Origin of the sequence: Vibrio chagasii (assembly GCA_041879415.1) — a bacterium.
Lineage (GTDB): Bacteria > Pseudomonadota > Gammaproteobacteria > Enterobacterales > Vibrionaceae > Vibrio.
Window position 1 is genome coordinate 567,579 of record CP090851.1, and the last position, 26,486, is coordinate 594,064.

The 26,486-nt window shown below is 44.2% G+C and carries 23 protein-coding genes; 14 read left to right on the forward strand and 9 right to left on the reverse strand.

Going from position 1 to position 26,486, the window contains the following annotated elements; genetic code table 11:
* The first annotated feature begins 9 nt into the window (after window positions 1–9).
* From moaC to L0991_02650, 9 genes are all read left to right on the forward strand, one after another.
* Window positions 10–489, forward strand: coding sequence for a cyclic pyranopterin monophosphate synthase MoaC (moaC, locus tag L0991_02610; protein ID XGB62971.1), 480 nt, complete (start codon window positions 10–12; stop codon window positions 487–489).
* Window positions 486–731 carry a molybdopterin synthase sulfur carrier subunit gene (gene moaD / locus L0991_02615; GenBank protein ID XGB62972.1) on the forward strand — a complete coding sequence of 82 codons (246 nt, stop codon included), beginning with the start codon at window positions 486–488 and terminating at the stop codon, window positions 729–731. The genes moaC and moaD overlap by 4 nt, the downstream gene beginning before the upstream one ends.
* Window positions 732–733: 2 nt before the next feature.
* Window positions 734–1,189, forward strand: coding sequence for a molybdopterin synthase catalytic subunit MoaE (moaE, locus tag L0991_02620; protein ID XGB62973.1), 456 nt, complete (start codon window positions 734–736; stop codon window positions 1,187–1,189).
* Between the two features lie 652 nt (window positions 1,190–1,841).
* Window positions 1,842–3,473, forward strand: a complete 1,632-nt coding sequence (locus tag L0991_02625; protein XGB62974.1) for an ABC transporter substrate-binding protein — start codon at window positions 1,842–1,844, stop codon at window positions 3,471–3,473.
* 113 nt (window positions 3,474–3,586) lie between these two features.
* Window positions 3,587–4,507, forward strand: a complete 921-nt coding sequence (oppB, locus tag L0991_02630) for an oligopeptide ABC transporter permease OppB (GenBank protein XGB62975.1) — start codon at window positions 3,587–3,589, stop codon at window positions 4,505–4,507.
* Between the two features lie 12 nt (window positions 4,508–4,519).
* Window positions 4,520–5,422, forward strand: coding sequence for an oligopeptide ABC transporter permease OppC (gene oppC / locus L0991_02635; GenBank protein ID XGB62976.1), 903 nt, complete (start codon window positions 4,520–4,522; stop codon window positions 5,420–5,422).
* Window positions 5,423–5,474: 52 nt separating this feature from the next.
* Window positions 5,475–6,449 carry an ABC transporter ATP-binding protein gene (locus L0991_02640; GenBank protein ID XGB63838.1) on the forward strand — a complete coding sequence of 325 codons (975 nt, stop codon included), beginning with the start codon at window positions 5,475–5,477 and terminating at the stop codon, window positions 6,447–6,449.
* Complete coding sequence (gene oppF, locus L0991_02645; protein ID XGB62977.1) at window positions 6,446–7,441, forward strand: murein tripeptide/oligopeptide ABC transporter ATP binding protein OppF; 996 nt, start codon at window positions 6,446–6,448, stop codon at window positions 7,439–7,441. The genes L0991_02640 and oppF overlap by 4 nt, the downstream gene beginning before the upstream one ends.
* Window positions 7,442–7,646: 205 nt before the next feature.
* Window positions 7,647–8,588 (forward strand): glutathione S-transferase family protein, encoded by a 942-nt coding sequence (locus L0991_02650; GenBank protein ID XGB62978.1) that lies wholly within the window; start codon window positions 7,647–7,649, stop codon window positions 8,586–8,588.
* Here L0991_02650 and L0991_02655 read toward each other — a convergent pair.
* The 3 genes from L0991_02655 to L0991_02665 all read right to left on the reverse strand — a co-directional run bounded on the left by L0991_02655 (window position 8,585) and on the right by L0991_02665 (window position 13,213).
* Entirely contained in the window at window positions 8,585–9,589 is a 1,005-nt protein-coding gene (locus L0991_02655) for a GGDEF domain-containing protein (GenBank protein XGB62979.1), read from the reverse strand. The genes L0991_02650 and L0991_02655 overlap by 4 nt on opposite strands.
* A gap of 122 nt (window positions 9,590–9,711) precedes the next feature.
* Window positions 9,712–11,877 (reverse strand): phosphate acetyltransferase, encoded by a 2,166-nt coding sequence (pta, locus tag L0991_02660; GenBank protein XGB62980.1) that lies wholly within the window; start codon window positions 11,875–11,877, stop codon window positions 9,712–9,714.
* A gap of 139 nt (window positions 11,878–12,016) precedes the next feature.
* Complete coding sequence (locus L0991_02665) at window positions 12,017–13,213, reverse strand: acetate kinase (GenBank protein ID XGB62981.1); 1,197 nt, start codon at window positions 13,211–13,213, stop codon at window positions 12,017–12,019.
* 344 nt (window positions 13,214–13,557) lie between these two features.
* Between L0991_02665 and L0991_02670 the strand changes: the two genes are divergently transcribed.
* The 3 genes from L0991_02670 (at window position 13,558) to L0991_02680 (ending at window position 16,966) form a co-directional block, all read left to right on the forward strand.
* A complete protein-coding gene (locus L0991_02670) occupies window positions 13,558–14,010 on the forward strand; it encodes a DUF412 domain-containing protein (GenBank protein XGB62982.1) in 453 nt (150 codons plus the stop codon).
* Between the two features lie 271 nt (window positions 14,011–14,281).
* The gene (locus L0991_02675) at window positions 14,282–15,247 is read left to right on the forward strand and encodes an ABC transporter substrate-binding protein (GenBank protein ID XGB62983.1); all 966 of its coding nucleotides are present in this window, start codon (window positions 14,282–14,284) and stop codon (window positions 15,245–15,247) included.
* Between the two features lie 252 nt (window positions 15,248–15,499).
* Window positions 15,500–16,966, forward strand: a complete 1,467-nt coding sequence (locus tag L0991_02680) for a GGDEF domain-containing protein (protein ID XGB62984.1) — start codon at window positions 15,500–15,502, stop codon at window positions 16,964–16,966.
* A 49-nt stretch (window positions 16,967–17,015) separates the two neighbouring features.
* On the opposite strand, the gene dusC is transcribed toward L0991_02680, so the two are convergent.
* Window positions 17,016–17,972, reverse strand: coding sequence for a tRNA dihydrouridine(16) synthase DusC (gene dusC, locus L0991_02685; protein ID XGB62985.1), 957 nt, complete (start codon window positions 17,970–17,972; stop codon window positions 17,016–17,018).
* 72 nt (window positions 17,973–18,044) lie between these two features.
* Window positions 18,045–18,587 (reverse strand): type II secretion system GspH family protein, encoded by a 543-nt coding sequence (locus tag L0991_02690; protein XGB62986.1) that lies wholly within the window; start codon window positions 18,585–18,587, stop codon window positions 18,045–18,047.
* Between the two features lie 211 nt (window positions 18,588–18,798).
* Here L0991_02690 and L0991_02695 point away from each other — a divergent pair, with 211 nt between their 5' ends.
* Entirely contained in the window at window positions 18,799–19,419 is a 621-nt protein-coding gene (locus L0991_02695) for a YecA family protein (protein XGB62987.1), read from the forward strand.
* 90 nt (window positions 19,420–19,509) lie between these two features.
* On the opposite strand, the gene dsbB is transcribed toward L0991_02695, so the two are convergent.
* On the reverse strand, window positions 19,510–20,019 hold the full coding sequence (gene dsbB, locus L0991_02700; protein XGB63839.1) for a disulfide bond formation protein DsbB: 510 nt from the start codon (window positions 20,017–20,019) through the stop codon (window positions 19,510–19,512).
* A gap of 147 nt (window positions 20,020–20,166) precedes the next feature.
* Complete coding sequence (gene nhaB / locus L0991_02705) at window positions 20,167–21,759, reverse strand: Na(+)/H(+) antiporter NhaB (protein XGB62988.1); 1,593 nt, start codon at window positions 21,757–21,759, stop codon at window positions 20,167–20,169.
* A gap of 640 nt (window positions 21,760–22,399) precedes the next feature.
* On the opposite strand from nhaB, the gene fadR reads away from it, so the two are divergent.
* Window positions 22,400–23,239, forward strand: coding sequence for a fatty acid metabolism transcriptional regulator FadR (gene fadR, locus L0991_02710; GenBank protein XGB62989.1), 840 nt, complete (start codon window positions 22,400–22,402; stop codon window positions 23,237–23,239).
* Between the two features lie 386 nt (window positions 23,240–23,625).
* Here fadR and L0991_02715 read toward each other — a convergent pair whose 3' ends face one another.
* Both L0991_02715 and metG read right to left on the reverse strand, forming a co-directional pair.
* Complete coding sequence (locus L0991_02715) at window positions 23,626–24,105, reverse strand: DUF1456 family protein (GenBank protein XGB62990.1); 480 nt, start codon at window positions 24,103–24,105, stop codon at window positions 23,626–23,628.
* Window positions 24,106–24,321: 216 nt separating this feature from the next.
* Window positions 24,322–26,382, reverse strand: coding sequence for a methionine--tRNA ligase (metG, locus tag L0991_02720; GenBank protein ID XGB62991.1), 2,061 nt, complete (start codon window positions 26,380–26,382; stop codon window positions 24,322–24,324).
* Between the last annotated feature and the right edge of the window lie 104 nt (window positions 26,383–26,486).

Sequence of the window (26,486 nt, forward strand, 5' to 3'; positions counted from 1 at the left end):
GGTTTGAGCATGAGCCCATTTACACACATTAACGCGTCTGGCGAAGCGAACATGGTCGATGTATCGGCTAAGGCTGAAACGGTACGTGAAGCAAGAGCTGAAGCATTTGTTCAAATGTCGGCAGAAACGCTGCAACTGATTGTCTCTGGTAGCCACCACAAGGGTGATGTTTTCGCTACGGCACGTATTGCAGGTATTCAAGCGGCTAAGAAGACGTGGGATCTAATTCCACTTTGTCACCCTCTACTATTAACGAAAGTAGAAGTGCAGCTTGAAGCTATCGAGTCTGAAAACAAGGTTCGCATTGAATCTGTTTGTAAGCTTGCAGGCAAGACGGGCGTAGAAATGGAAGCGCTAACGGCTGCTTCAGTTGCTGCGTTGACCATTTACGATATGTGTAAAGCTGTTCAGAAAGACATTGTTATCGAGAATGTACGCCTGCTAGAGAAGACAGGTGGTAAATCAGGTCACTTTAAGGTGGAATCATGATTACAGTACTTTTCTTTGCGCAAACTCGTGAACTTGTTGGCGTAGACAGCGTTGAAGTGGATGCAGAGTTTAAGACGATTGAGGCGATTCGTAGCCACCTTGTTACGCAAGAAGGCAAATGGGATATCGCATTGGAAGAGGGCAAGCTTCTGGCTGCTCTTAATCAATCGATTGTGCCTCTGACGACTGAAGTGAAAGACGGTGACGAAGTTGCGTTCTTCCCACCTGTAACTGGAGGCTAGTCATGGATTCAAGAGTAGTAGTGACTTCTGAGGACTTCTCTGTTGCTGATGAGTACGCGTTTCTCTCTGAAGGAACCTCTGCAGGTGCTGTAGTGACTTTTGTTGGTAAAGTTCGCGACATGAACCTTGGCGACAATGTGATTGGTTTGTCTTTGGAGCACTATCCAGGCATGACAGAAAAGTCGTTGAGCGAGATCTGTGACCAAGCTGAAGCGCGTTGGCCTATCCAGAAGATGCGAGTTATCCACCGTGTCGGTGACCTAGATATTGGCGACCAGATTGTTTATGTTGGCGTCTCAAGTGCACACCGTGGTGCCGCGTTTGAAGCGTGTGAGTTTGTTATGGACTTCTTAAAAACGAAAGCACCTTTTTGGAAAAAAGAGCGTACCACTGAAGCAACTCGTTGGGTTGATTCCCGTGACTCTGATGCGAAAGCGGCGGAGCGCTGGGAGAAGTAATCTCTCTTAAAGTCATGTTGCTTCAACATTTACTCATTTGTATATGAGACAGTCAAAAGCCGACCATTTAGGTCGGTTTTTTTGTACCCGTCAGAAATTGATTTATAAATAATCGGTGTTTTAATAAATGGTTAATCATTGCTGTTGCATATAAATTCAGCCCTTAATTTTGTCAGAATTAGTGCATCGAAATTTCCGTTTTAGTGCAGCGCATTATGCTGTTTTGTATAAAGTGATAATCCTCACAAATAGTGTAGTCTGTTTAGGTGATATGTGATGTGCAATTAGATTTCATGTGGCATTAATGTTAATTTGCGCTCAGTGTTCTAGCATAAGATGCTAAAAAAAAGTATCAACACAGATACATCAACACTAAAGGCTGTTTTTTAATTAATCCCTCTACGTAACTCACTATCGATTGGGGATTTATTAGATATTTACACTGATTCCTTGAGTATATCGGAGAATTATCCGACTTTTTGCGACTTGTTTGTGGCAAATTACTTCAATGGTTGATAGTGTGTGCCTCAATCTTTGTAAGGTTTTAGGTTTTTATGCTTAAGTTTTGAGCTAAATAAATCTAAATCACTGCCGTTCAGTGAACCAAGCAAAGAAGTCATGGATGCAATACATAAAACTTGGAGTTTATTTAATGTACAAGAATAAAATCACTCAGGCCCTTCTTCTAGGTGCTGGTTTGGCAGTGGCTGCCTCTTCTACTCTTTCTATCGCTGCTGAAGTTCCAGCAGGCACAGAACTGGCAAAAGTTCAGGAACTTGTTCGCGGTAACGGTACTGAAGTTGCAACTATCGACCCACACAAATCTCAAGGTGTACCAGAATCTCACGTAATTCGTGATCTTCTAGAAGGTCTAGTGAACCAAGACGGCGACGGCAATACTATCCCTGGTGTTGCTGAAAGCTGGGAAACGACAGACAACAAAACATTCACTTTCCACCTACGCAAAGACGCAAAATGGTCTAACGGCGATCCTGTAACAGCTCAAGATTTCGTATACAGCTGGCAACGTGCAGTAGATCCTGCAACGGCTTCTCCATACGCTTGGTACATGGAATACACCAAGATGGCGAATGCGAAGGACATCGTAGCGGGTAAGAAAGATAAGAGTGAACTAGGCGTTAAAGCAGTGGATGCGAACACTCTAGTTGTTGAATTAGAAACAGCGGTACCATACTTCGTAATGATGATGGGCCACACAACAATGAAGCCAGTACACCAGGCAACTGTTGAAAAATACGGTGACCAGTGGACTAAGCCAGAGCACTTTGTTGGCAACGGCGCATTCTCTGTTGATAAATGGGTTGTTAACGAGCGTTTAGTACTTAAGCGTAACGAGCAGTACTGGGACAACGATAAAACAGTTCTTAATAAAGTAACGTTCCTACCAATCGAAAACCAAGTAGCGGAAATGAACCGTTTCCTATCTGGTGAAATCGATTTCACAAACGAACTTCCAACTGAGCACTTCAAGCGCCTTCAAAAAGAGCACGCTGAAGATGTATCTGTAGCGGGTAACCTATGTACTTACTACTACATCTTCAACACGAAGAAAGCACCGTTTGATGATGTTCGTGTTCGTCAAGCAATCTCTTACGCAATCGACCGTGATATCGTAACTGGTGCAATCCTAGCGCAAGGTCAAAAACCTGCGTACTTCCTAACACCTGAAATCACTGCTGGCTTCAACCCTGAGCTACCTGCTTACGGCAAGATGTCTCAAAAAGAGCGTAACGCAGAAGCAGAACGCCTTCTTGCAGAAGCGGGTTACGGTAAAGATAACCCACTTAAATTTAACCTACTTTACAACACTTCAGAGAACCACAAGAAGATTGCTGTAGCACTAGGTTCAATGTGGAAGAAAACACTGGGTCTTTCAGTAACACTTGAAAACCAAGAGTGGAAAACATACCTATCTTCTAAAGATTCTGGTGACTTCGAAGTAGCACGTGCCGGTTGGTGTGGTGACTACAACGAAGCGTCTTCTTTCCTAACGCTAATGAAGAGTAACAACACTACCGGTGGTGTTCACTACGATAGCGCGGCGTACGACCAAATCATCGACAAAGCACTTAACTCTACTTCAGAAGAAGAGCGTGAAGCTCTTTACCTAGAAGCTGAGAAGTTGATGGCTAACGATATGCCAATCGCTCCTATCTACCAATACGTGAAATCTCGTCTACTTAACCCGCATGTTGGTGGTTTCCCAATCAACAACGCGGAAGACAAGATCTTCTCGAAAGACCTATACATCAAAGCTCAATAATCAGCTTCGATTCAAAAAGTTAATATAAATATAACGATACAGGCACTACATGCGCAGGGCGCGCATGTAGCGTCTTTCTAATTTTAATTGTCACAGACTGAAAGAGTGAGTTTATGCTTAAATTCATTATGAAACGGATATTTGAAGCGATCCCAACCATGCTGGTTTTGATCACTATATCTTTCTTTCTTATGCGTTTCGCACCGGGTAACCCGTTTTCAAGCGAGCGTCCATTACCGCCAGAAGTTATGGCTAACATCGAAGCTAAGTACGGCTTAGATAAACCAGTATTTGAACAATACACCACGTATTTGACAAATATCTTACAAGGTGACTTCGGCCCATCTTTTAAATACCAAGATTACACAGTAAATGAGCTGATCGCGGTAGCTCTTCCAGTATCGGCGAAGGTAGGTTTCGTTGCCTTTATCTTCACGTTACTCATGGGGGTCACCGTCGGGACCATTGCCGCCTTGAAGCATAATACCTGGATCGACTACACCATCATGTCGACCGCGATGCTTGGGGTTGTAATGCCTTCGTTTGTATTGGCACCCGCACTGATTTACCTATTCTCACTGCATTGGAATATATTCCCTGCTGGTGGCTGGCACGGCGGTACATTTATGTACATCGTGCTACCTGTTATCGCGATGTCTCTTCTATATGTAGCAACTTTCGCTCGTATTACTCGTGGTAGCATGATCGAAACTCTTAACAGTAACTTTATCCGAACTGCACGAGCAAAAGGTCTAAGCTACCGTTACATAATTCTTAAGCATGCTCTTAAGCCAGCAATGCTGCCTGTTGTTTCATACATGGGACCTGCATTCGTAGGTATCATCACAGGTTCAGTTGTTGTTGAAACCATCTTCGGCCTACCAGGTATCGGTAAGCTGTTTGTTAACGCTGCGTTTAACCGTGACTACTCGCTAGTAATGGGTGTAACCATCTTGATTGGTTTCCTATTCATCTTGTTCAACGCAATTGTTGATATTTTGCTAGCGCTGATTGACCCGAAAATTCGCTACTAACAGGGACTGGTTATGTTGAAGAAAAAAGAAAATTTAGAAGCGATCGAAAAGTTCTCTGAGAGCTTAGAGATTGAAGGTCGTAGTTTATGGCAGGATGCTCGTATTCGTTTCATGCGAAACAAAGCCGCGATGGTAAGCCTGTTCATTCTAACGTTAATGGTACTGGCGGTTATCTTCTTACCAATGCTGGCTCAGTACACTTACGACGATACCGACTGGTATGCAATGCACGTAGGTCCTAATGCTGACCACTGGTTTGGTACCGATAGCTTAGGTCGTGATTTGTATGTACGTACTCTAATCGGTGGCCGTATCTCATTGATGGTTGGCGTGATGGGTGCCTTCGTAGCAGTATTGATTGGTACGCTTTACGGTGCAGCTTCAGGCTTCATCGGTGGTCGTACTGACCGAGTGATGATGCGTATCCTAGAAATTTTGTACGCAGTACCATTCATGTTCCTAGTAATCGTTCTAGTGACATTCTTTGGTCGTAACATCATTCTAATCTTCGTTGCGATTGGTGCGATTGCTTGGCTAGATATGGCGCGTATTGTACGTGGCCAAACGCTGAGTTTACGTAGTAAAGAGTTCATTGAAGCTGCACACGTATGTGGTGTAAGCAAATGGAAGATCATTACACGTCACATCGTTCCAAACGTTCTAGGTATCGTAGCGGTTTACTCTACGCTGCTTATTCCAAGCATGATCCTTACTGAATCATTCTTATCTTTCCTTGGTCTTGGTGTTCAAGAGCCTATGACAAGCTGGGGCGCACTGCTTCAAGAAGGTTCGCAAACAATGGAAGTTGCAATTTGGCAACTGGCATTCCCTGCGGCATTCATGGTAGTCACGCTGTTCTGCTTTAACTACGTAGGCGATGGTCTGCGCGACGCGCTTGATCCAAAAGACAGATAAAAATTAATAGCAAATAAAACTACAAAAGCTATAAAAGATTAAGGAAGCAATGATGAGCTTATTAGATGTCAAAGACCTGCGCGTCGAATTTACCACGCAAGATGGTATCGTAACCGCAGTAAACGACTTGAACTTCTCACTTAACCAAGGCGAAACGCTGGGTATTGTTGGTGAGTCAGGTTCAGGTAAATCACAGACTGTATTCTCTATCATGGGGTTGTTGGCGAAAAACGGCATCATCTCTGGTAGTGCAAAATTCGAAGGTAAAGAGATTCTTAACCTTCCAGAAAAAGAACTGAATAAAGTTCGTGCTGAGCAGATCGCGATGATCTTCCAAGATCCGATGACATCATTGAACCCTTACATGAAAGTAAGTGATCAGCTGATGGAAGTACTTATGCTGCACAAAGGCATGGGTAAAGCGGAAGCATTCGAAGAATCGGTACGCATGCTTGAAGCGGTTAAAATCCCTGAAGCACGTAAACGTATCACCATGTACCCACACGAATTCTCTGGCGGTATGCGTCAGCGTGTGATGATTGCAATGGCGCTATTGTGTCGTCCAAAACTGCTTATTGCAGATGAACCAACTACCGCGCTGGATGTAACTATTCAAGCACAAATCATGGAACTGCTGAACGAACTGAAAGATGAGTTCAACACGGCAATCATCATGATTACCCACGACTTGGGTGTTGTTGCGGGCTCTTGTGACAAAGTACTCGTGATGTACGCAGGTCGTACCATGGAGTACGGTACGGTTGACGAAATCTTCTATGAGCCGAGCCACCCATATGCGGAAGGTCTACTGAAAGCGATCCCTCGTTTGGATACTGAAGGTGAGATCCTACCGACTATTCCAGGCAACCCACCAAACTTACTTCGCCTGCCAACAGGCTGTCCTTACCAAGACCGTTGTCACCGTGTAATGGACCGTTGTAAGCAAGAAGCACCGATTCTGACTCCATTTGGTCAAGGCGACCGTCAGCGTGCTTGTTTTTCTGATTGGGAGGCTTGGACAAAATGAGCGTAGTAGATAAGCAGTTATTATTAGATATTAAAGACCTGAAAGTTCACTTTAGCATCGCGGCTAAGTCAGCGTGGCCTTGGGCAAAACCTTCAAACCTAAAAGCAGTTGATGGCGTTGATATCCACCTTTACGAAGGTGAAACGCTGGGTGTAGTAGGTGAGTCTGGTTGTGGTAAATCGACGTTTGCTCGTGCAATTATTGGTTTGGTTGAAGCAACTGACGGTGAAGTAATGTGGTTGGGTCAAGACCTAACTAAGATGCAAGAAGTACAACGTCGTGAAACTCGTAAAGAGATTCAGATGATCTTCCAAGACCCACTAGCATCGCTTAACCCGCGTATGTCTGTTGGTGACATCATTGCTGAGCCGCTAGAGACGTTCTACCCAGAACTTTCTAAGCAGGAAGTGAAGGACCGCGTTAAAGAGATGATGGCGAAGGTAGGTCTACTGCCAAACGTAATCAACCGTTACCCGCACGAGTTCTCTGGTGGTCAGTGTCAGCGTATTGGTATCGCGCGTGCACTTATCTTGAAGCCTAAGATGATCATCTGTGACGAACCTGTTTCGGCACTTGACGTATCTATCCAAGCTCAAGTTGTTAACCTGCTGAAAGAGCTACAAAAAGAGCTAGGTCTTTCGTTGGTATTCATCGCACACGACTTGTCAGTTGTGAAGCACATTTCCGATCGTGTATTGGTAATGTACTTGGGTAATGCGGTTGAGCTGGGTGAATCAGATGCACTGTTCTCTGATCCAAAACACCCGTACACCAAGGCGCTGATGTCTGCGGTTCCTATTCCAGATCCTCGCTTAGAGCGTAGTAAAACAATCCAGATGCTGGAGGGCGATCTACCATCGCCAATCAATCCACCATCAGGTTGTGTTTTCCGTACTCGTTGCCCACAAGCGACAGAAGCGTGTGCGCAAACTAAGCCTACAATTCAAGGCGATGACGTTCACGCAGTATCTTGCTTGCACGTACAAGTCTAGAGCCAATTTAAAACGGTTCAGCCTGTGACAGGCTTAAGCGCGACTAGTTTTTAGAGTCGCGCTTTTTTTGTACTGCAGGCCTAGTTACTATATTTTGCTCAACAGCTTCATCAAATAATTCGAACAACTAAGCCAACTTCTTCTAGTTTTGAAAAAGTTGGCTTTTTTTATACTAGAGAAAAGTTAGCATCACAGAGGTTTGGATATGGGCAAATTAGTTGAAGGTGTTTGGCACGATGTGTGGTACGACACCAAAGAGAACGGTGGTAAGTTTATCCGAGAAGATGCCGGTTTCCGCCATTGGGTTGAGAATAAAGCAGGCGCGCAGTTTGAAGCGGAAAGTGGTCGTTATCATCTGTATGTATCGTTAGCTTGCCCCTGGGCACACCGTACACTTATCTTCAGAGAACTCAAAGACCTAACTGAGCACATTGATGTGACTGTTGTATGCCCTGACATGATGAGTGAAGGGTGGCAAATGGGCTTACCTGAGCCACTATTTGGTCATACCCGCATGCACCAAATTTATACTCAAGCTAAACCTGATTACTCAGGTCGAGTGACGGTGCCAGTATTGTGGGACAAGAAAACCAACACCATAGTCAGTAACGAATCTTCTGAAATTATTCGCATGTTTAACTCAGAGTTTAATCATATTACGGGCAATACTGATGATTATTACCCGTGGGAACTGGCGAGCAAAATTGATGAGTGGAACGACTATATCTACCCAAATATCAACAATGGTGTTTATCGTACTGGCTTTGCGACGACACAAGAAGCTTATGAAGAGGCGTATGACGCGCTATTCAAAGCATTAGACAAAGTAGATGCACACCTTAGCGAGAACCGTTATTTAGCGGGAGAGCAGATTACTGAAGCGGATTGGCGATTGTTCACGACCTTAGTTCGATTTGATGCTGTGTATGTTGGTCACTTCAAGTGTAACAAGCAACGAATTGCGGATTACAAGCATATCCAAGGTTATTTAAAAGAGCTCTATCAAATAGAGGGCATTAAAGAGACGACGGACTTCTACCACATTAAGCGTCATTACTATTACAGCCACACTGGTATCAACCCGACTCAAGTGGTGCCTAGAGGGCCGGATCTGGATTTAGACTCGCCTCACGGACGTGGTCTCTAAGCCGCGACGATTAAGTTTCTTCCTGACTGTTTTGCTTTGTAGAGTGCTTTATCAGTTCTCTGCAAAGCATCATCAAGTTGTTCAGTCATTCCCAGGGATGAGAGTTCAATCAATCCACCGCTGATGGAGACCTTGATGTGGTCACTACCTTTAGATATAGCCATTTCAGCAATCGACTCTTTTAGATTATCGGCTTTGGTTGTCGCATCCTCAAAATTCTCTGCACCAAAGATGACACAAAACTCCTCACCGCCAATTCGATAAACCTTACCGCTTGGTAAGACTCGTTGTGTTTTAGACACCACTTCTTTTAGAACCTGATCACCAGTACTGTGCCCGTAAGTATCATTGACCGCTTTAAACCAATCTAAGTCGAAATGCAGCAAGTAGTCAGCTGGGCTGTTATGTAGTGTGATAGAAGCATCTTGTTGTAGGGCCAGTCGATTGAACGCACCGGTTAGGGCATCAGTTCGCGCCAGTTGTTCGAGTCGTTCTTTCACTCCAATACGCACCGACTCATGATTGAATGAGATCAGCCAAATCATCGAATATGGGATAACGAAGTTTACGAATGCAAAAGGATAAACGTCTTCGCTAAATAGGTTAGGGAAGTAAAGCAATGCAGTTGCCCCTAGCATCGCGAAAGTGAATAGTGAGCCAATGAATCGGTTAAACAGTAGTTGGTAAAGTGGAGGAAGGACAAAGACCCACATGACGATAGCAGCTTGTGGTTTCGCGTTCGCAAATCCATAGATCAGGCCTCCAGTAATCACAGTTGCCAATAAGAGAGGTTGCCAAGAAAGTGAAAAGCCACGTTTAGTCTCATAATAGACGTGGAAAAGGATCAGTGAGATAAGCACTTCCAGACTGCCGAGAACATAATCTTTACTCAAAAAGAAATTTGAAGAAGCAACGACCAACACAAAAAGTGCGAGGGCGATACTCACACTTTTTAATACGTGATCACGTATTGCTGACTCTTTGGTAAATTCAATCGACATGTGTCACTTTCACCTTATAAACCTATTATTTGGTATGCTATACAATAATAAGACATAAAAAAAGCCCACGCAATTGCATGGGCTTTAACACTCTTAAAGTCCTTTAGGACATGAAAAGGTAATTAGTTAACTACTTTTTCTTCAGCTTGTGCAGCTTGGTCTGCTTGGATAGCCGTTAGAGCTACTGTGTACACGATATCGTCTACTAGAGCGCCACGAGACAAGTCATTTACTGGCTTGCGCATACCTTGAAGCATTGGACCGATAGATACTAGATCTGCTGAACGTTGTACCGCTTTGTAAGTCGTGTTACCAGTGTTTAGGTCTGGGAATACGAATACAGTCGCTTTACCAGCTACTGGAGAGTTTGGTGCTTTAGAAGCAGCAACGTTTTCCATGATAGCAGCATCGTACTGTAGAGGACCGTCGATCACTAGATCAGGACGCTTCTCTTGAGCAATCTTAGTTGCTTCACGTACTTTATCTACGTCTGCACCCTTACCAGATTCACCAGTAGAGTAAGAGATCATAGCAACGCGTGGGTCGATACCGAATGCCGCAGCAGAATCTGCAGATTGGATAGCGATTTCAGCAAGCTGTTCAGCTGTTGGATCTGGGTTGATCGCACAGTCACCGTAAACCAGTACTTGGTCAGGCAGTAGCATGAAGAATACAGAAGATACGATAGACGCATCTGGTGCAGTCTTGATGATTTGGAACGGAGGAACGATAGTGTTCGCCGTAGTGTGAACAGCACCAGAAACTAGGCCGTCTACTTCACCGTTTTCAAGCATCATTGTGCCTAGGAATACTGAGTCTTGTAGCTTCTCACGAGCAACAACTTCAGTCATGCCTTTCGCGCCACGTAGCTCAACTAGACGAGCTACGTAGTTTTCACGTACTTCATCAGAGTTGATGATCGTTACGCCAGCACCTAGCTCAACACCTTGTTGTGCTGCAACACGACGGATTTCTTCAGGGTTACCTAGAAGCACACATTCTGCAATGCCGCGCTCTGCACAGATAGCCGCAGCTTTAACTGTACGTGGCTCATCACCTTCAGGAAGAACGATACGTTTGCCAGCTTTACGAGCGAACTCAGTTAGTTGGTAACGGAATGCTGGTGGGCTTAGACGACGAGACTTCTCAGTACCTTCCGTCATTGACTCGATCCAGTTGCCATCGATGTGACCCGCAACGTGTTCGTTGATGAACTCGATACGCTCTTTATCGTCTGCTGGTACTTCTAGGCTGAAGCTCTGTAGGTTCAGAGATGTCTGCCAAGTGTTCCCTTGTGCTTTAAAGATTGGAAGACCAGTCTCTAGAGCAGGCTTGATTAGGTCTTGGATTTCCGCAGGGATATCGTAACCACCAGTTAGAAGAACAGCACCAATTTCAACGCCGTTCATTGCTGCAAGTGCTGCTGCAACGATAACGTCAGGACGGTCAGCCGAAGTCACAAGTAGTGAACCTGGCTTGAAGTGTTCAATCATGTGCGGTAGAGAACGCGCACAGAAAGTGATGCTCTTAATACGACGAGTATTTAGTTCACCTTCGTTGATGATCTCAGCGTTTAGGTGAGAAGCCATGTCTGCAGCACGAGTAGCGATTAGCTCGATGCTCCAAGGCACACAACCAAGAACACGGATTGGAGAAGTGTTGAAGATCTCCATTACTTTTAGTTCGCTTTGCTGAGCGCTGTCTGCATCGTCAAAGATTTCAGATAGGTCAGGACGAGTACGGCCCGCTTCATCTACTGGAGCGTTAAGCTTGTTGATGATAACGCCAGAGATGTTTTTGTTCTTAGTGCCACCGAAGTTAGAACATGCTACTTCGATACGCTCTTTAAGTTGAGCTGGGTTGTCAGTACCCGGAGTTGCAACAAGTACAATCTCTGCACCTAGTGTTGCAGCAATTTCTGCGTTCACTTGGTTAGCGAATGGGTGCTTACGAGTTGGTACTAGACCTTCGATAAGTGTTACGTCAGCATCTTTGTTGATCTGGTTGTAACGCTCAACAACAGTTTCTAGTAGCTCGTCCATGTTGTCGTTACCGATTAGGCTTTCAGCAACAGACATCGCTAGAGGTTGACCGATCTTAACATCGCTGTTTGTGCCAACGATAGTTGAAGTTAGATCAGGTTGATCACCACCAGAACGTGGTTGAGAGATTGGTTTGTAGAAAGAAACCTTAACGCCCTTGCGCTCCATTGCGCGAAGAACACCCATGCTTGCGCTAGTTAGACCAACACCAGCACTAGTAGGGATAAGCATAATAGTACGAGACATTCGTATGAGTACCTTTAGCTATTGGATTAAAAAAGCTCAACTTCATATTCCTATTTAAGGGTAGGAATAGGAATAGAAGCTGAGCCCCATTTTCATCAAAAGACCGCCGGCTCGTTAAAGCCAGCGGTACAAATTTTGATTAAAGACCTGCTAGCTTCGCAGTGTCTTCAGCAATTACTAGCTCTTCGTTAGTAGAGATAACCATTGCAGGGATACGGCTGTTAGCTGTAGTGATAGTACCTTCGCCGCCGAAACGAGCTTTAAGGTTAGCTTCACCGTCAACTTCGATGCCGAAGATGCCTAGGCGGTTTAGAACCATTTCACGGATTGGGCCAGAGTTTTCGCCGATGCCGCCAGTGAAAGTGATTGCGTCTAGACGACCTTCTAGAGTTGCAGTGTAGCCAGCTACGTACTTAGCTAGACGGTGACAGAACACGTCCATTGCACGAGTTGCTTCTTCTTTCTCACCGTAGTTGTCTTCAACGAAACGACAGTCAGAAGTCACTTCAGTTAGACCAGCAAGACCAGACTCTTTAGTTAGCATGTTGTTGATTTCTTCAACAGAGTAACCAAGTGCGTCGTGTAGGTGGAAGATGATTGCAGGGTCTAGGTCACCACAACGAGTACCCATTACAAGACCTTCAAGAGGAGTAAGACCCATAGAAGTATCTACAGATTTACCGTTCTTGATTGCACATACAGAAGCGCCGTTACCTAGGTGACAGTTGATGATGTTAACTTCTTCAACTGGCTTGTTTAGTAGGCCTGCAACTTCACGAGTGATGAATAGGTGAGAAGTACCGTGCATGCCGTAACGACGGATGCCGTGCTCTTTGTACAGGTTGTACGGTAGAGCGTATAGGTAAGACTCAGAAGGCATTGTTTGGTGGAACGCAGTGTCAAATACAGCAACGTTTTTAAGGCCTGGGAAGTTCTGTTGAGCAGCTTCGATACCGATTAGGTGAGCTGGGTTGTGAAGAGGTGCGAAAGTCGCAGCGTCTTGAATACCCTTAAGAACGTCATCTGTGATTAGTGCAGATTGAGTGAACTGCTCGCCGCCGTGTACGATACGGTGACCGATAGCGCCAAGGTTAGCTTTAAGCTCAGGCTTAGAAGCAAGAATAGTTTCTACCATGAAAGATAGTGCTTCTACGTGAGCTGCGCCCGCGCCTAGTTGTGCTTCGTGCTTGCCGTCAAGTTTCCATTTCATACGAGCTTCTGGAAGACCTAGACACTCAGCAAGACCAGTTAGGTGCTCTGCACCAGTTTCTGCATCAACAACAGCGAATTTAAGAGAAGAACTACCACAGTTTAAAACTAAAACTAGCTTAGACATTAATGACTACCTGTTAATTTTTCTGATCGAAATCAGTTAAGGATGAAAATTAATCTCAAGAATAGACGAAGCTCGGTAGCTTGCGTACTAACCTTGGTCAAAAAAACGTTAATTTCCGTATTAAAGTGAAAGCGCACTTTTGAAGCAAAAGCGGCTTGTGCATTCCTTGCAGAAGTCTTCTCAAAGTTGCTTAAATTGTAAATAAGGGCAACAATGAGATTGAGGTCTGCAAATAATAGCGATATTGTGCAAATATAACAAAAAAATTTGAAAGAATATTATTTTTCGTCAAATTTTTGTGTTTTTAGTTGATGATTTCAACTTTTTTTTAATGGGAGACTCATATGAGCAATAGAGTTGGTTTAGCTGGCAGTTTAAAAGATGGCCAAAAGTACATGGATCTCTGGCCTGTTCGAAAAGAGTTAAACGCTATTTTCCCAGAGCAACGAATCATTAAAGCGACGCGCTTTGGTGTTAAGGTGATGCCTGCGATCGCTGCTATCAGTGTTCTTACGCAAATGGTTTTCAATAATTACCAAGCAATGCCACAAGCTGTGGTCATGGCTTTGTTCGCTATTAGCTTGCCACTTCAAGGCATGTGGTGGTTAGGTAACCGCTCAAACACGCAGCTTCCGCCGGCTTTGGTGTCTTGGTATCGTGAGCTGCACGAAAAGATCACCGAAACAGGTTTTGCATTAGAGCCAATGAAGGCGCGTCCTCGTTATAAAGAGCTCGCTATTATCCTTAATCGCGCTTTCCGACAGTTAGACAAGTCGGCAATGGAGCGCTGGTTCTAAAAAACACCTCACACCTCCCTATAGGCCTGAGAGTAACGATATTCCACTCACTCGGTTGCTCTCAGCTCTAACCCTTGTATATCTTACTCATCCCGTTTCTTATCTTATCCCAGAGCAAACCTAGCTTTTCTCGCATAATTCGAGCTTTGTTGTGTTTTTGTTAAATATCACTTCAACTTATCAATTGTTACTGGTAATACTATCAATAGTGATTTGATGTTGTTCTCTTTGAACGAGCAATAACAATGGAAGCTTGATTCAGGGAGTGTTAATGGGTGCAGTAAATAAAGTATTAACGGCAGTGCTGAGTTATTCACTGTTGCTTTGGGCTGGCAGTGCGATGGCCAATATCGCGAAAGTGTCGGTTTCACAAGTTGTTGATCATCCCGATTTGAATGCGACACGTATGGGGCTACTCGAAGGGTTAAGAGCAAAAGGCTATGAACCTGGGAAAAACCTCGAGTTTTCTTACGAAATGGCCGATGGAAATCCAGCGCAGGCGGCGAAGATAGCTAGAGAGCTCGTCAGTGAGAATCCTCATGTGTTGGTTGGTATCGCGACGCCAAGCTCACAGGCGTTGGTTTCAGCAACTCGCTCTATTCCTATTGTGTTTACGGCCGTCACAGATCCGATCGGTGCAAGGCTTGTCAAACAACTTGAAAAACCAGGGCGAAATGTAACTGGTCTTTCTGATCTATCTCCGATTGTTCAGCATGTCTCATTGATCAAAGAGTTGCTGCCAGAGGCTAACTCCATCGGTGTGGTTTATAACCCAGCAGAATCGAACGCCGTCGCCTTAGTTGCTTTATTGAAAAAGGCCAGCCGTGACTTTGGCTATGAGCTCCACACTGAAAAAGCGTTAACCATCGACGATGTGGAATCAAAAGCTCAATCATTGGCAAAGCGATCTGACGTTATCTACGCGCTGACCGACAATACGGTTGCTAGTGGAGTGGAAGGCCTTATTGAAGCGGCAAGCCAAGAGGGTACTCCGGTAGTGGCGGGTGCGACATCTTATGTTGGCAAGGGGGCTATAGCAGGTTTAGGCCTTGATTATTACGACGTTGGCGTACAAACCGCTGATTATGTTGCCGCGATTTTGAATGGGCAAAAGCCTGGCAAGTTGAGTGTAAAGACAGCCCAGAGTTCGCAATTGGTGGTGAACTTAGAGGCTGCGCGTGAGTTGGGGGTAACGGTACCCAACTCAATTATTGAACGAGCTATTGTAAGTCGCTAATCTCATTTTCAATTGATCAAGTTCGCCGAATATAAGTCACATTATTAATAGGGTTTTAACTGCTTTCGACCTACTGCATGAGACCAATTTAAGTGTTATGGTGAGTCTATTTTATTAATTTATAAGTAGTTATTTGACCGTTGCTTGTGCGGGTAATATCAATTTACATTATTTTACGTCGAGCGAAATGGTGATTAATGTCATAATATTAACGGGGTAAATGAAAATAGCTGAGCGCTAAGAGCACATTATATGAAAGTAAACAGGCATTTTAGCCTTACCTTTGTCTTCGGGTTTCCAGCCGTGATCGCGGCAATGTTGCTTGGCTTAATAGGAAAAAACCATTTTGACTCGGTTAAAAAAGACATCGACAGCGAGTTTCATCGTATTGAGGATGTTTTCAAACGAACCACCAAAGTGGTGACGGCGCTAGACTATAGCTTCTCTAATTACTACAAATCAGGAAACCCTCTATTTCTTGATCACAACAAGCAAGTGGTAAACGGGCTCTGCCAAATCTGGCCGATTGATGTGTTACTGCTCGCGGATGGCAAAACCTCAGATATTCCTTCTGTCGATATCGACTACATGCTAGTTGGTGAAGAATCCCTTTGCTCCGAAACCAGCAGTAGCTACAAAAGTGCATCAGAAAAGATTGCTCTCGCCCCGATTCTGTCGTTTCTATCTCAGCTTGATGAGTACCATGACGGTGTTCATTTCATTGATACGCGCGGTTATGTGATCTCTTCGCCGGAAGACTTTGCTAAGAGGATAAGTAAAGAGCTGCTCTCAACGATAAAGAGCCGCCCTTATTGGCAGAAAACGGCAAACAACCCTGACCAACTGACGCTCTCCGGCCCGGGTTTTCGTTTTGAATCACTCAATCGAACGATCAGTATGACCATTCCGGTATTCCATAAGGGCGTTCACCAGGGAATGCTGTCAGTTGATATTAATACCAGCAGATTACTTGCAAATTCCAATGAGCACCTGGCTGGTCGTATCGATATCATAGACACTACACGCACTATGCCGGTTGATAATGCGGCCTTCTACCATGAGGTTAATCTCGACGGTGTTGCATCCCACCACGCGATGTATTACGAACTGGATTTAGCAAAAGAGATAGAGCACTTTTTCGTTTATGAGAAAGATAGCCTTATTGTTGCGATTATTGTGTATCTGTTCTCTGTAACCATTTTCTTTTATGTCAATTCCAACATCGAACGCGGCTATTTTAAAGATCTTGCAGCGAAAGACCCAATGACAGGGTTGCTTAATCGACGAGGGCTAGAGGCGTTTTGGCGACGAGTTGAACATGATCAGCTGTTTGCTTTAACGGTTTTTGATATTGATGACTTCAAGTCCATTAACGATACCTACGGTCATGATAAAGGCGATGATGTGATTCGTTATATGTCACGCCAGATCAACAGCAGTATTCGCAGCAGTGATGTTGCCGCTCGGTTTGGTGGTGAAGAGTTTGTGGTCTACCTGAAAGGGGATGATCGTGAGACCCTAATGCGAACACTCGATCGAGTAAAAACAGCGATTTGCGTCAACTCAACAGATGTTATTCCGAATGGATTTACAGTATCTGGTGGCGTATGTATTGTAGAGACACAACAGAGCAAGCTTAATTTTGAAGAGATATTTAAGTTTGCTGATGAGAAGCTTTACGTGGCTAAAACGACCGGTAAAGATCGTATCGAATTCTAGCCACGTTGTTCAGTCTATATGCTTAAATAGAGAGTTTGAGTGTAGAGAGCTATCCAGGCTGATTGTACAGCTCTTGATAGCGTTTGATCTGCTCGACGATAGGCGCGGCTTTTTTGTAGGTTCTGATTTCTCGGAACAGTTCTTCCGCTTCTGGGTACTCTTTGCGTAGATACACAAACCACTGTTTTACACGGTTTGGATAGTACAAGCCTTTATCGCCTTCGATTTCGAACTCTGAATAGCGTAGTAGTAGAGCAATAACCTCTATCCATGGCATCGGCTGGTGGTTGTGCTTAACCACATTGCCAAGGTTTGGAACATTGAATGCACCACGGCACACCATGAGCGAATCAACACCCGTCGTTTTAATGCAATCTTGCCCATCTTGATAGTTCCAAATCTCACCATTCGCGATCAAAGGTAGCGACGTCTTCTGGCGGATTTGATTAATGTAATCCCACTTGATTTCACTTGCCTTGTAGCCACCTGTTTTGGTTCTTGCATGGACTGTTAGTTCGTCCGCTTTGGCTTGTTCAATCGCATCGACAATCTCAAAGCACTCATCTGGGTGTTCCCAGCCTAAACGAATTTTAGCGGAAACAGGGATGTGCTCAGGGACAGCTTCTCGGGTCGCTTTAACAACTTGGTAGATAAGCTCGGGCTCTTTCAGTAATGATGCGCCACCGTTACTCTTATTTACCGCTTTTGCTGGGCAACCGAAGTTTAGATCGATACCTTTGGCACCAAGGTTCGCAGCTTGAATTGCATTTTCTGCCATCCATTTCGGGTGTTGACCGAGTAACTGCACATGGACAGGAACGCCCGCCATGGTTTGAGAGCCCTGATGAAGCTCAGGACACAAGCGATGGAATACATGCGGCGGTAATAGTTGATCAGTAACACGCACGAATTCGGTTACGCAGAGATCGTAATCATTGAGCTCTGTGAGAATTTCACGCATTAGGTGGTCTAGAACGCCCTCCATAGGGCCAAGTATTACTCGCATGCTGATCTACCGAAACATCTCTGTCCTGAAAATAAAGAGGCGTGATTGTACGGTGTGCTTACAGGATTGTCACTATGAGCTCGGACTATCTGCAGTAATGGTTACTTCTCCGGTTAGTGGGAAGTAGTTGAGTCTAGGGATATCTTCGCCAAATGAAAAACCACTCGTGTAATAGTAATAGCAGCTTGGATCTGCAGTATACCAGCTGACGATATTCTCTTCAGATGGAAAAACGGAACTTCCATGGGCTCTTATTGTTAGGTCAGTAGTCATTAGTGCATTCCAAAGCTCAACACAGTCGTCACCAGATAATCCTACACCAGCGCTGACTGGGGCATCACCAACGGCGAATGGAAATCCTGAAGAAGAAGGATAAATGTCACCTTGACCGTAATTCACCACTTGATCAAAGCCGGGTTCTCCATCAACAAGCCATTGAGAGTGGTACATATCAATACTGTTTCTGAACGCAGAAAATGCGCCTTGTGCTAATGCTTCATGAGCGTCTCTCTGAACACCAAGAAACCGAGGCGCAGCGGTCACTGCTAATATTCCTAGAATAACGATCACAACGACAAGTTCGAGTAATGTAAAACCTTGGGATTTTGATTTCATGTTGACCACGCCTAAATGTAACTAAATGTTTATGGGAGCGTTTTACACCCAAGGTTCTGATTATCAAAGCGAAATAAGTGAAATCTCGACAATATTTGAATATCAATGGTTTGCGTATCGTTATCTGTTAGAAAACAGAGGGAAGTGGTTGGCGACATCTTAGCGGGGATAACGTTATAATATCGAAAATGCCCAAATATCCAGAGCTTTCATGACATATCAATTATTAAGCCTACCAGAATCAATTTCAGACATTACCCCGCAGTTTCTTGAAGGGGCAATTCTTGCTTCTAACCTAGCCACTAAGCCGCTAGAGCCTGAAGCGTGGCTTGCGATCATTGCTCCAGAAGCCGGTGAAGCGCTTGTGGCAATCGTGACAGAACAGATCAATCGCCAACACAATCTTATTCAGCGTAGTGAATACTTACTGACAGATGTACTTTCTGAAGGTGACTTTACCGAGCAGTTTGCTGATTTCGCAGAAGGTTTCATGATGGTGTGGCCGACCGTTGAAGAGCAATGGCAAACCGTGAGTGTCGCTGATGGCACACTTCGCATGCTACAAGCTTTGCTGACGACATTGATGCTTGCGATTGATGAAGAGCAGACTCAGCAGCAAATGGTTGTGGCTGGACTAGAGAACCCGCCAGCACTTGCTGATCTTATTGGTCAAGTTGACTTAATGATTTCTGAAGTCGCACTGGCTGCTGATGAAGCGATGCTGGGTAATAAGTCTCAGAGCGTGAATCCATTTAAAGATATCGGTCGTAACGATGCTTGTCCGTGTGAAAGCGGTAAAAAGTTCAAGCAGTGTTGTGGTAAGAACAGTTAATCGCTTTCTGTGCTCTAAAGCGTAAGAAAGACCCGATAACAAAAAGTCGACCCTAAGGTCGACTTTTTCGTTTTTGTAAAGCGTGAGTGATTAGTCGTTCTTGGATTTAACGAATTGAGAAATTAACACGAAACCGAACGCTACTAAGTTGCCCGCAAAGATGATGACAAGCCATTGCGGCATAGAAAGCGACAAGAACTGCCACACGACCTTGCTGCAGTCGCCGTAGGCTTCAAACATCCACGGAGCCCATTGGTTTAACGGTGCCCAGCTAGGGAAGGTCACGAATAAGTCACAGGTCGCAAACGGAGAAGGGTTGAACTGGTAGTCAACGTGTTCTAAAGCCAGCGTTAAACCTTTGTATGCACCAAATCCCCAACCAGCAAGACCAAGCCAGCGCGATACAGGGTTGTTAGGGGCAATGGCACCTATGATTGCTGCGACACCAATAGCAAGCATTGCTACACGCTCATAGATACACATGACACAAGGACCAAGCATCATGACATGCTGGAAGAAAAGGGCACACGCCTCAAAAAATACAACAAAAGCCAGCAGTAAAAGCCAAGATAAACGTCCCTTAGAGAAGTCTTTGAGCATTACAAAAAAGTTCACGAATTAAATCCCGTTTAAAAAATAAAAAAGCCCTGAATACTCAGAGCTTTTTATCTTGGATAAGTTTCCTAATCAACTAATATTTTTGATTAGTGAGTTACACATTTTGTGCTTTGCGACACAGTGTGTAGCTTAGTGTCCACCAGAGATCACTGGAGCAACCGCTTCACCTGTACGCTGAATGATCCAACCTGCGTCATAGAACCATGCTGTCATCGGTTCAACAAAGTAAACGATGCCTGCAAGACCAACCAGTGCCAGCACGATAGTGTATGGCAGCGCCATGATTACCATACGGCCGTAAGACAGTCGAATTAACGGAGCAAGTGCTGACGTCAATAGGAATAGGAATGCAGCTTGGCCGTTTGGTGTTGCAACTGAAGGTAGGTTAGTACCAGTGTTGATAGCAACAGCAAGTAGGTCGAACTGGTCACGAGTGATAATGCCTTCAACCAATGCAGTTTTCACTTCATTGATGTAAACCGTACCTACGAATACGTTATCTGAAACCATCGATAGAATACCGTTGGCTACATAGAATAGGGCAAGTTGTGCGCCTTTATCTTCAACGTGAAGTACCGCATCGATTACTGGCTTAAATAGTGCTTGGTCGATGATTACTGCAACGACAGCGAAGAAAACAGCAAGAAGCGCGGTAAACGGTAGCGCTTCTTCAAACGCTTTACCCATAGAGTGTTCTTCGATTACACCAGTAAACGCAGTCGCTAGAATGATAACTGATAAACCAATCAAACCAACTTCAGCAACGTGAAGTGCTAAGCCTACAATTAGCCATACTGCGATAGCACTTTGAACCCAAAGTTTTGCCACGTCTTGCTTAGTACGGCTCGCTTTTTGTGTGTTATCGAACTCGACAAGGATCTGACGAACGTTATTTGGCAGTTTTGCACCGTAGCCAAATACTTTGAATTTCTCTACAAGAGCACAAGTTAGAATGCCGCAGAAGAAAACAGGCAGTGTTACTGGAAGCATACGAATAATGAACTCACCGAATTCCCAGCCTGCTTGTTTAGCGATAACTAAGTTCTGTGGTTCACCGACCATAGTCATTACACCACCTAGCGCGGTACCTACACCAGCGTGCATCAGTAGTGAACGTAAGAAAGCACGGTAGTCTTCTAAGTCTTCACGAGTTAGCTCAGAAATTTCTTCATCGTGAGTGTGGTCGTGTGCAGAGTTAGAGCCTTTGCCTGATGCTACTTTGTGGTAAATCGAGTAGAACCCCACTGCCACGCTGATCACAACTGCGATTACAGTCAGTGCATCTAGGAAAGCAGATAGGAATGCAGCTGCCACACAAAACGCAACAGAAAGCATGATTTTAGAACGAATGCCGAGCAATATCTTCGTGAAAATGAACAGGAGAAGTTCTTTCATGAAGTAAATGCCAGCAACCATGAATACTAATAAGAGTAATACTGGAAGGTTTGCTTGAAGCTCATGATAAACCATTTCAGGTTTGGTCATGCCAATTGCAACGGCTTGAATTGCCAGTAAACCACCCGGTTGAAGAGGGTAGCATTTGAGAGCCATAGCTAGGGTGAAAATAAACTCAACCACTAATAGCCAGCCCGCTACAAATGGGTCAACTAGGAAGAAAACAAACGGGTTGATGATTAAAAAGGAAATGATGGCAAGTTTATACCAATCAGGAGCTTTACCAAGGAAATTCTTGATAAAAGCGTTTCCGAGAGACATCGGCATGTTAATACTCTTTTATGTTGATTATGAATAGACAAGCAATACAACATTTTGAGAATCGAGCTATAGAAAGTGTTAAAAACTATAACTAACAGTGACTTAGAAAAACTACATTCCATGTAACGTTCTGTGGTCTTGCCAAGTCACTCCCTTAGAAACTCAAGCACTGCTTATTTTTGAGCGCAACTCTACTCTTAGATAACATTTAGTCAACAGGAAAAGCCCTGTAGCACCTAAAATACCTCTTTTTTGTGTGAGAAACGCGATCAAAGTAGCGGAAGCATACCACTTAAAATGTGATAAAAACCGACTAGAATCAATATTTCAGCGAAATGATTGAAATTTACAGAATAAAGACGGTTTATATATGATTATTACAACTTAATATTGCAATTTGATGGCTTCTAAAATATGACCAATGTCATTGATTTTAAAGTGAATTTATTGTGTTAAAACTTTGTTTAAATAGTGATTTATAGAGGCTTGCTTTGCAAATCTTAGGTGGAAACATGAGGTGAACTTTAGAGCTTTAACTCTATTGGTGTTTGAGGTGAGTAAAATTTTTGAGGGTGTTTCCGCTCGCCTTTACTAGTGGTATGATGAGTAAATTAGAAGAAAATAATTTAATTGGATTGAAGTGTAGATGGTCATTAAGGCGAAGAGCCCGGCAGGATTTGCAGAGAAGTATATCATTGAAAGTATTTGGAATGGCCGTTTCCCTCCAGGTTCTATCTTGCCAGCAGAGCGTGAGCTTTCTGAACTGATTGGTGTTACACGTACTACGCTTCGTGAAGTACTGCAGCGTCTTGCTCGTGACGGTTGGTTAACTATCCAACACGGTAAACCAACTAAAGTTAACCAGTTTATGGAAACCTCGGGTCTTCATATTCTTGATACGTTAATGACGTTGGACGTGGATAACGCAAGCAAAATGGTAGAAGACCTACTAGCAGCTCGTACTAACATCAGCCCTATTTTTATGCGTTACGCATTTAAAGCAAATAAAGAGGCTTCAGAGCGCACAATCAGCAATGTGATTGAATCGTGTGAAGCGCTACTTGCGGCACCTACATGGGATGATTTCCTAGAATCGTCTCCGTATGCAGACAAGATCAAGCAAGCCGTTAAAGAAGATACAGAGAAAGACGAAGCAAAACGTCAGACGATCTTAATTGCTAAGACGTTTAACTTTTACGACTACATGCTGTTCCAACGCTTAGCGTTCCATTCAGGTAACCAAATTTACGGTCTGATCTTTAATGGCGTACGTAAGCTTTACGATCGTATCGGTAGCTACTACTTCTCTAACCCAGAAGCGCGTCGCCTAGCGATGGAGTTCTATAAAGAGCTGTTTGTTATCTGTGAGAGCGGTCAACGTGAAAACTTGCCTTTGGTTATTCGTAATTACGGTATCGCAAGTGCACAGATTTGGAACGAAATGAAAACGACGTTACCAACGAGCTTTACAGAAGACGATAGCTAATCCTTTTGGTTAACTTAGTCGGTCTCTAAAGTAAGAAAAAAGAAAAGCGGCGAGATAATTTAATTATCTCGCCGCTTTTTATTTATCAAAAGTTTGGCTAATTTGCTCGTAGATTAGGGCGTGTTGATCTTTCGTGGTTAAATTTTGTTCGAGATAAAAGCGTTTTAATAGTGGCGAGTGGGAAGTAGCCTAGTTATTCTAAGCAAATCCCCCTCAACAAAGAGTAAAACGCTTTTAGCCGAACCCTTCGGGCAGCGTTTGCTGGTCATTTCTACTGCGTTATCGACTTCTCATGTAGGCTAGCTACACGTCAAAGCCTCTGCCTTGTATAAATACCCAGCAACTCGCTGCAAAAACCAGCTCGAAAGGTCAACACGCCCTAGTAGTTAACCTGCGAACTCTTCTGAGTCTGGGCGGTTAGTAAATTGAACACCATTTAGGAAATCACAAAGCAATTGGTCTTCACATACTTTGTAGTTTTTGTTTTCAGGCTTGCGGAAGTAGGCACCAATTTCGTATTTACTTAGGCTGATACCTACCACTTCTAATACATCGAGTACGTCTTCTGCTTTCATGTTCAATGCAATACGTAGCTTCATGAAAATCATGTTGTTGGTAAGTGCAACTTCAGGCTTTGGCTGAGCCCCTTCTTTTTTACCGCGCTTAAGGTTGATGAAACCATTTAGGAATACCGCCAACTCTTTGTCTTTCATCTTAGAGCATGACTTATCGTTATCCGCTTTTAGCCAGTTAATCACTTGGTCGTGGGCAACAGTCACATCCGCTTGTTCAATAGCTTTGATGATTTGTGCGTTCTTAAGGTTTAGTGCGTGTTGAATACGACGCAAGATTTCGTTGTTAGTCACAGAGGTGTCCTAAAAAGGTTTGGAGAGTAAAGTGGCTTCAAACGGCGTATTGCTGTCGTTAACCTTGTGATACTTTACTTAGCATAGTTGACGGCGACTCTAACAGAGAACGCCGGTTTTCGGTAGATATAAAAAATCCCCGATGTTTATTAACTCTTTCAAGTTAAGCTACATCAGGGATTTGGCAGTGAATGCTTTATCTGACAGAGGTCAGAATTACATTACACGCATACCAGGTTGAGCACCTTCGTGTGGCTCAAGAATCCATAGGTCGCTGCCGCCAGGGCCCGCTGCTAGGATCATGCCTTCAGACATACCAAACTTCATCTTACGAGGTTTTAGGTTCGCAACCATAACAGTTAGCTTGCCTTCTAGCTCTTCAGGTTTGTATGCTGACTTGATGCCAGAGAATACTTGGCGAGTCTCACCACCGATGTCCAGTTGGAACTTCAGTAGTTTGTTCGCTTTTGGCACTTCTTCACAAGAGATGATACGAGCAATACGCATATCAACGGCTGCGAACGCGTCAAATTCAATCTCTTCAGCGATTGGCTCTTTATCTAGCTCAGTTTGGCTTGCTTTTTCTTTCTCAGCTTCCGCTTTCTCTTTAGCTGCCATTTCTGCTGCTGCGTCTTCTTTAGAAGACTCAATCATCGCTTCCACTTTCTTAGGATCAATACGGCTAAATAGCGCTTTGAACTTAGTGATCTCGTGATCAGTTAGTGGAGTAGCAACGCCTTCCCACGTTAGCTCTTCGTTTAGGAAAGCTTCCGTACGAGCTGCAAGCTCTGGCATTACTGGTTTCAGGTAAGCCATTAGTACGCGGAATAGGTTGATACCTACAGAAGAAACTTCTTGAAGCTCTTTCTCTTTACCTTCTTCTTTTGCAAGAACCCAAGGTGCTTTTTCGTCGATGTACTGGTTCGCTTTATCTGCTAGTGCAGTGATCTCACGGATAGCACGGCTGAATTCACGAGTTTCGTATAGCTCACCGATACGCTCAGCAGCTGCAACGAATTCGTTGTAAAGCTCTGGCTCTGCAAATTCAGCAGATAGCTTGCCTTCGAAGCGCTTAGTGATGAAACCTGCGTTACGAGAAGCTAGGTTAACAATCTTGTTTACTACGTCAGCGTTTACACGTTGAGTGAAGTCTTCAAGGTTAAGGTCAAGGTCGTCGATACGGCTGTTTAGTTTCGCAGCGTAGTAGTAACGTAGACACTCAGGGTCTAGGTGGTCTAGGTATGTACTTGCTTTGATGAATGTGCCTTTAGACTTAGACATCTTAGCGCCGTTTACTGTTACGTAGCCGTGTACGAATACGTTGTTTGGCTTACGGAAACCAGAACCTTCTAGCATTGCAGGCCAGAATAGGCTGTGGAAGTAAACGATGTCTTTACCGATGAAGTGGTAAAGCTCAGCGGTGCTGTCTTTCTTCCAGTACTCGTTAAAGTCTAGATCGTCGCGCTTGTCACATAGGTTCTTGAATGAGCCCATGTAGCCGATTGGTGCATCTAGCCATACGTAGAAGAACTTGTCTTTTTCGCCTGGGATCTCGAAGCCGAAGTATGGTGCATCACGAGAGATGTCCCACTGTTGTAGACCAGACTCGAACCACTCTTGCATTTTGTTTGCTGTTTCAGCCTGCAGTGAGCCAGAACGTGTCCACTCTTTTAGCATGCTTTCGAACTGAGGCAGGTCGAAGAAGAAGTGCTCAGAGTCTTTCATTACTGGAGTTGCGCCAGAAACTGCTGACTTAGGCTCGATTAGCTCAGTTGGGCTGTATGTCTCACCACAGTTATCACAGTTATCACCGTACTGGTCTTCTGACTTACACTTAGGGCAAGTACCTTTTACGAAACGGTCCGGTAGGAACATCTCTTTCTCAGGGTCGAAAAGCTGAGAAATAGTGCGGCTTGAAATGAAGCCGTTCTTTTTAAGTTCTAGGTAGATGTGAGAAGCCAGTTCACGGTTCTCTTCGCTGTGCGTGCTGTGGTAGTTATCAAAGCTGATATCAAAGCCAGCGAAGTCTTTTTGGTGCTCTTCACTAACAGCAGCGATCATCTCTTCTGGTGTGATACCCATCTGTTGAGCTTTAAGCATAATTGGCGTGCCGTGAGCATCGTCAGCACAGATGAAGTTTACAGTGTTGCCACGCAGACGCTGGTATCGAACCCAGATATCAGCTTGGATATGCTCAAGCATATGGCCAAGGTGAATAGAGCCGTTAGCGTACGGAAGCGCACAAGTTACCAAAAGTTGTCTTGGATCAGTTGCCATACTTAATAATTCGCTTTTTTGATAGGTATAAATTTGATTGGTAATACTACTTTATAACGTGTGATACGCCAAGGTATCAGACAAAGGATTCCCCTAGTTTTTTA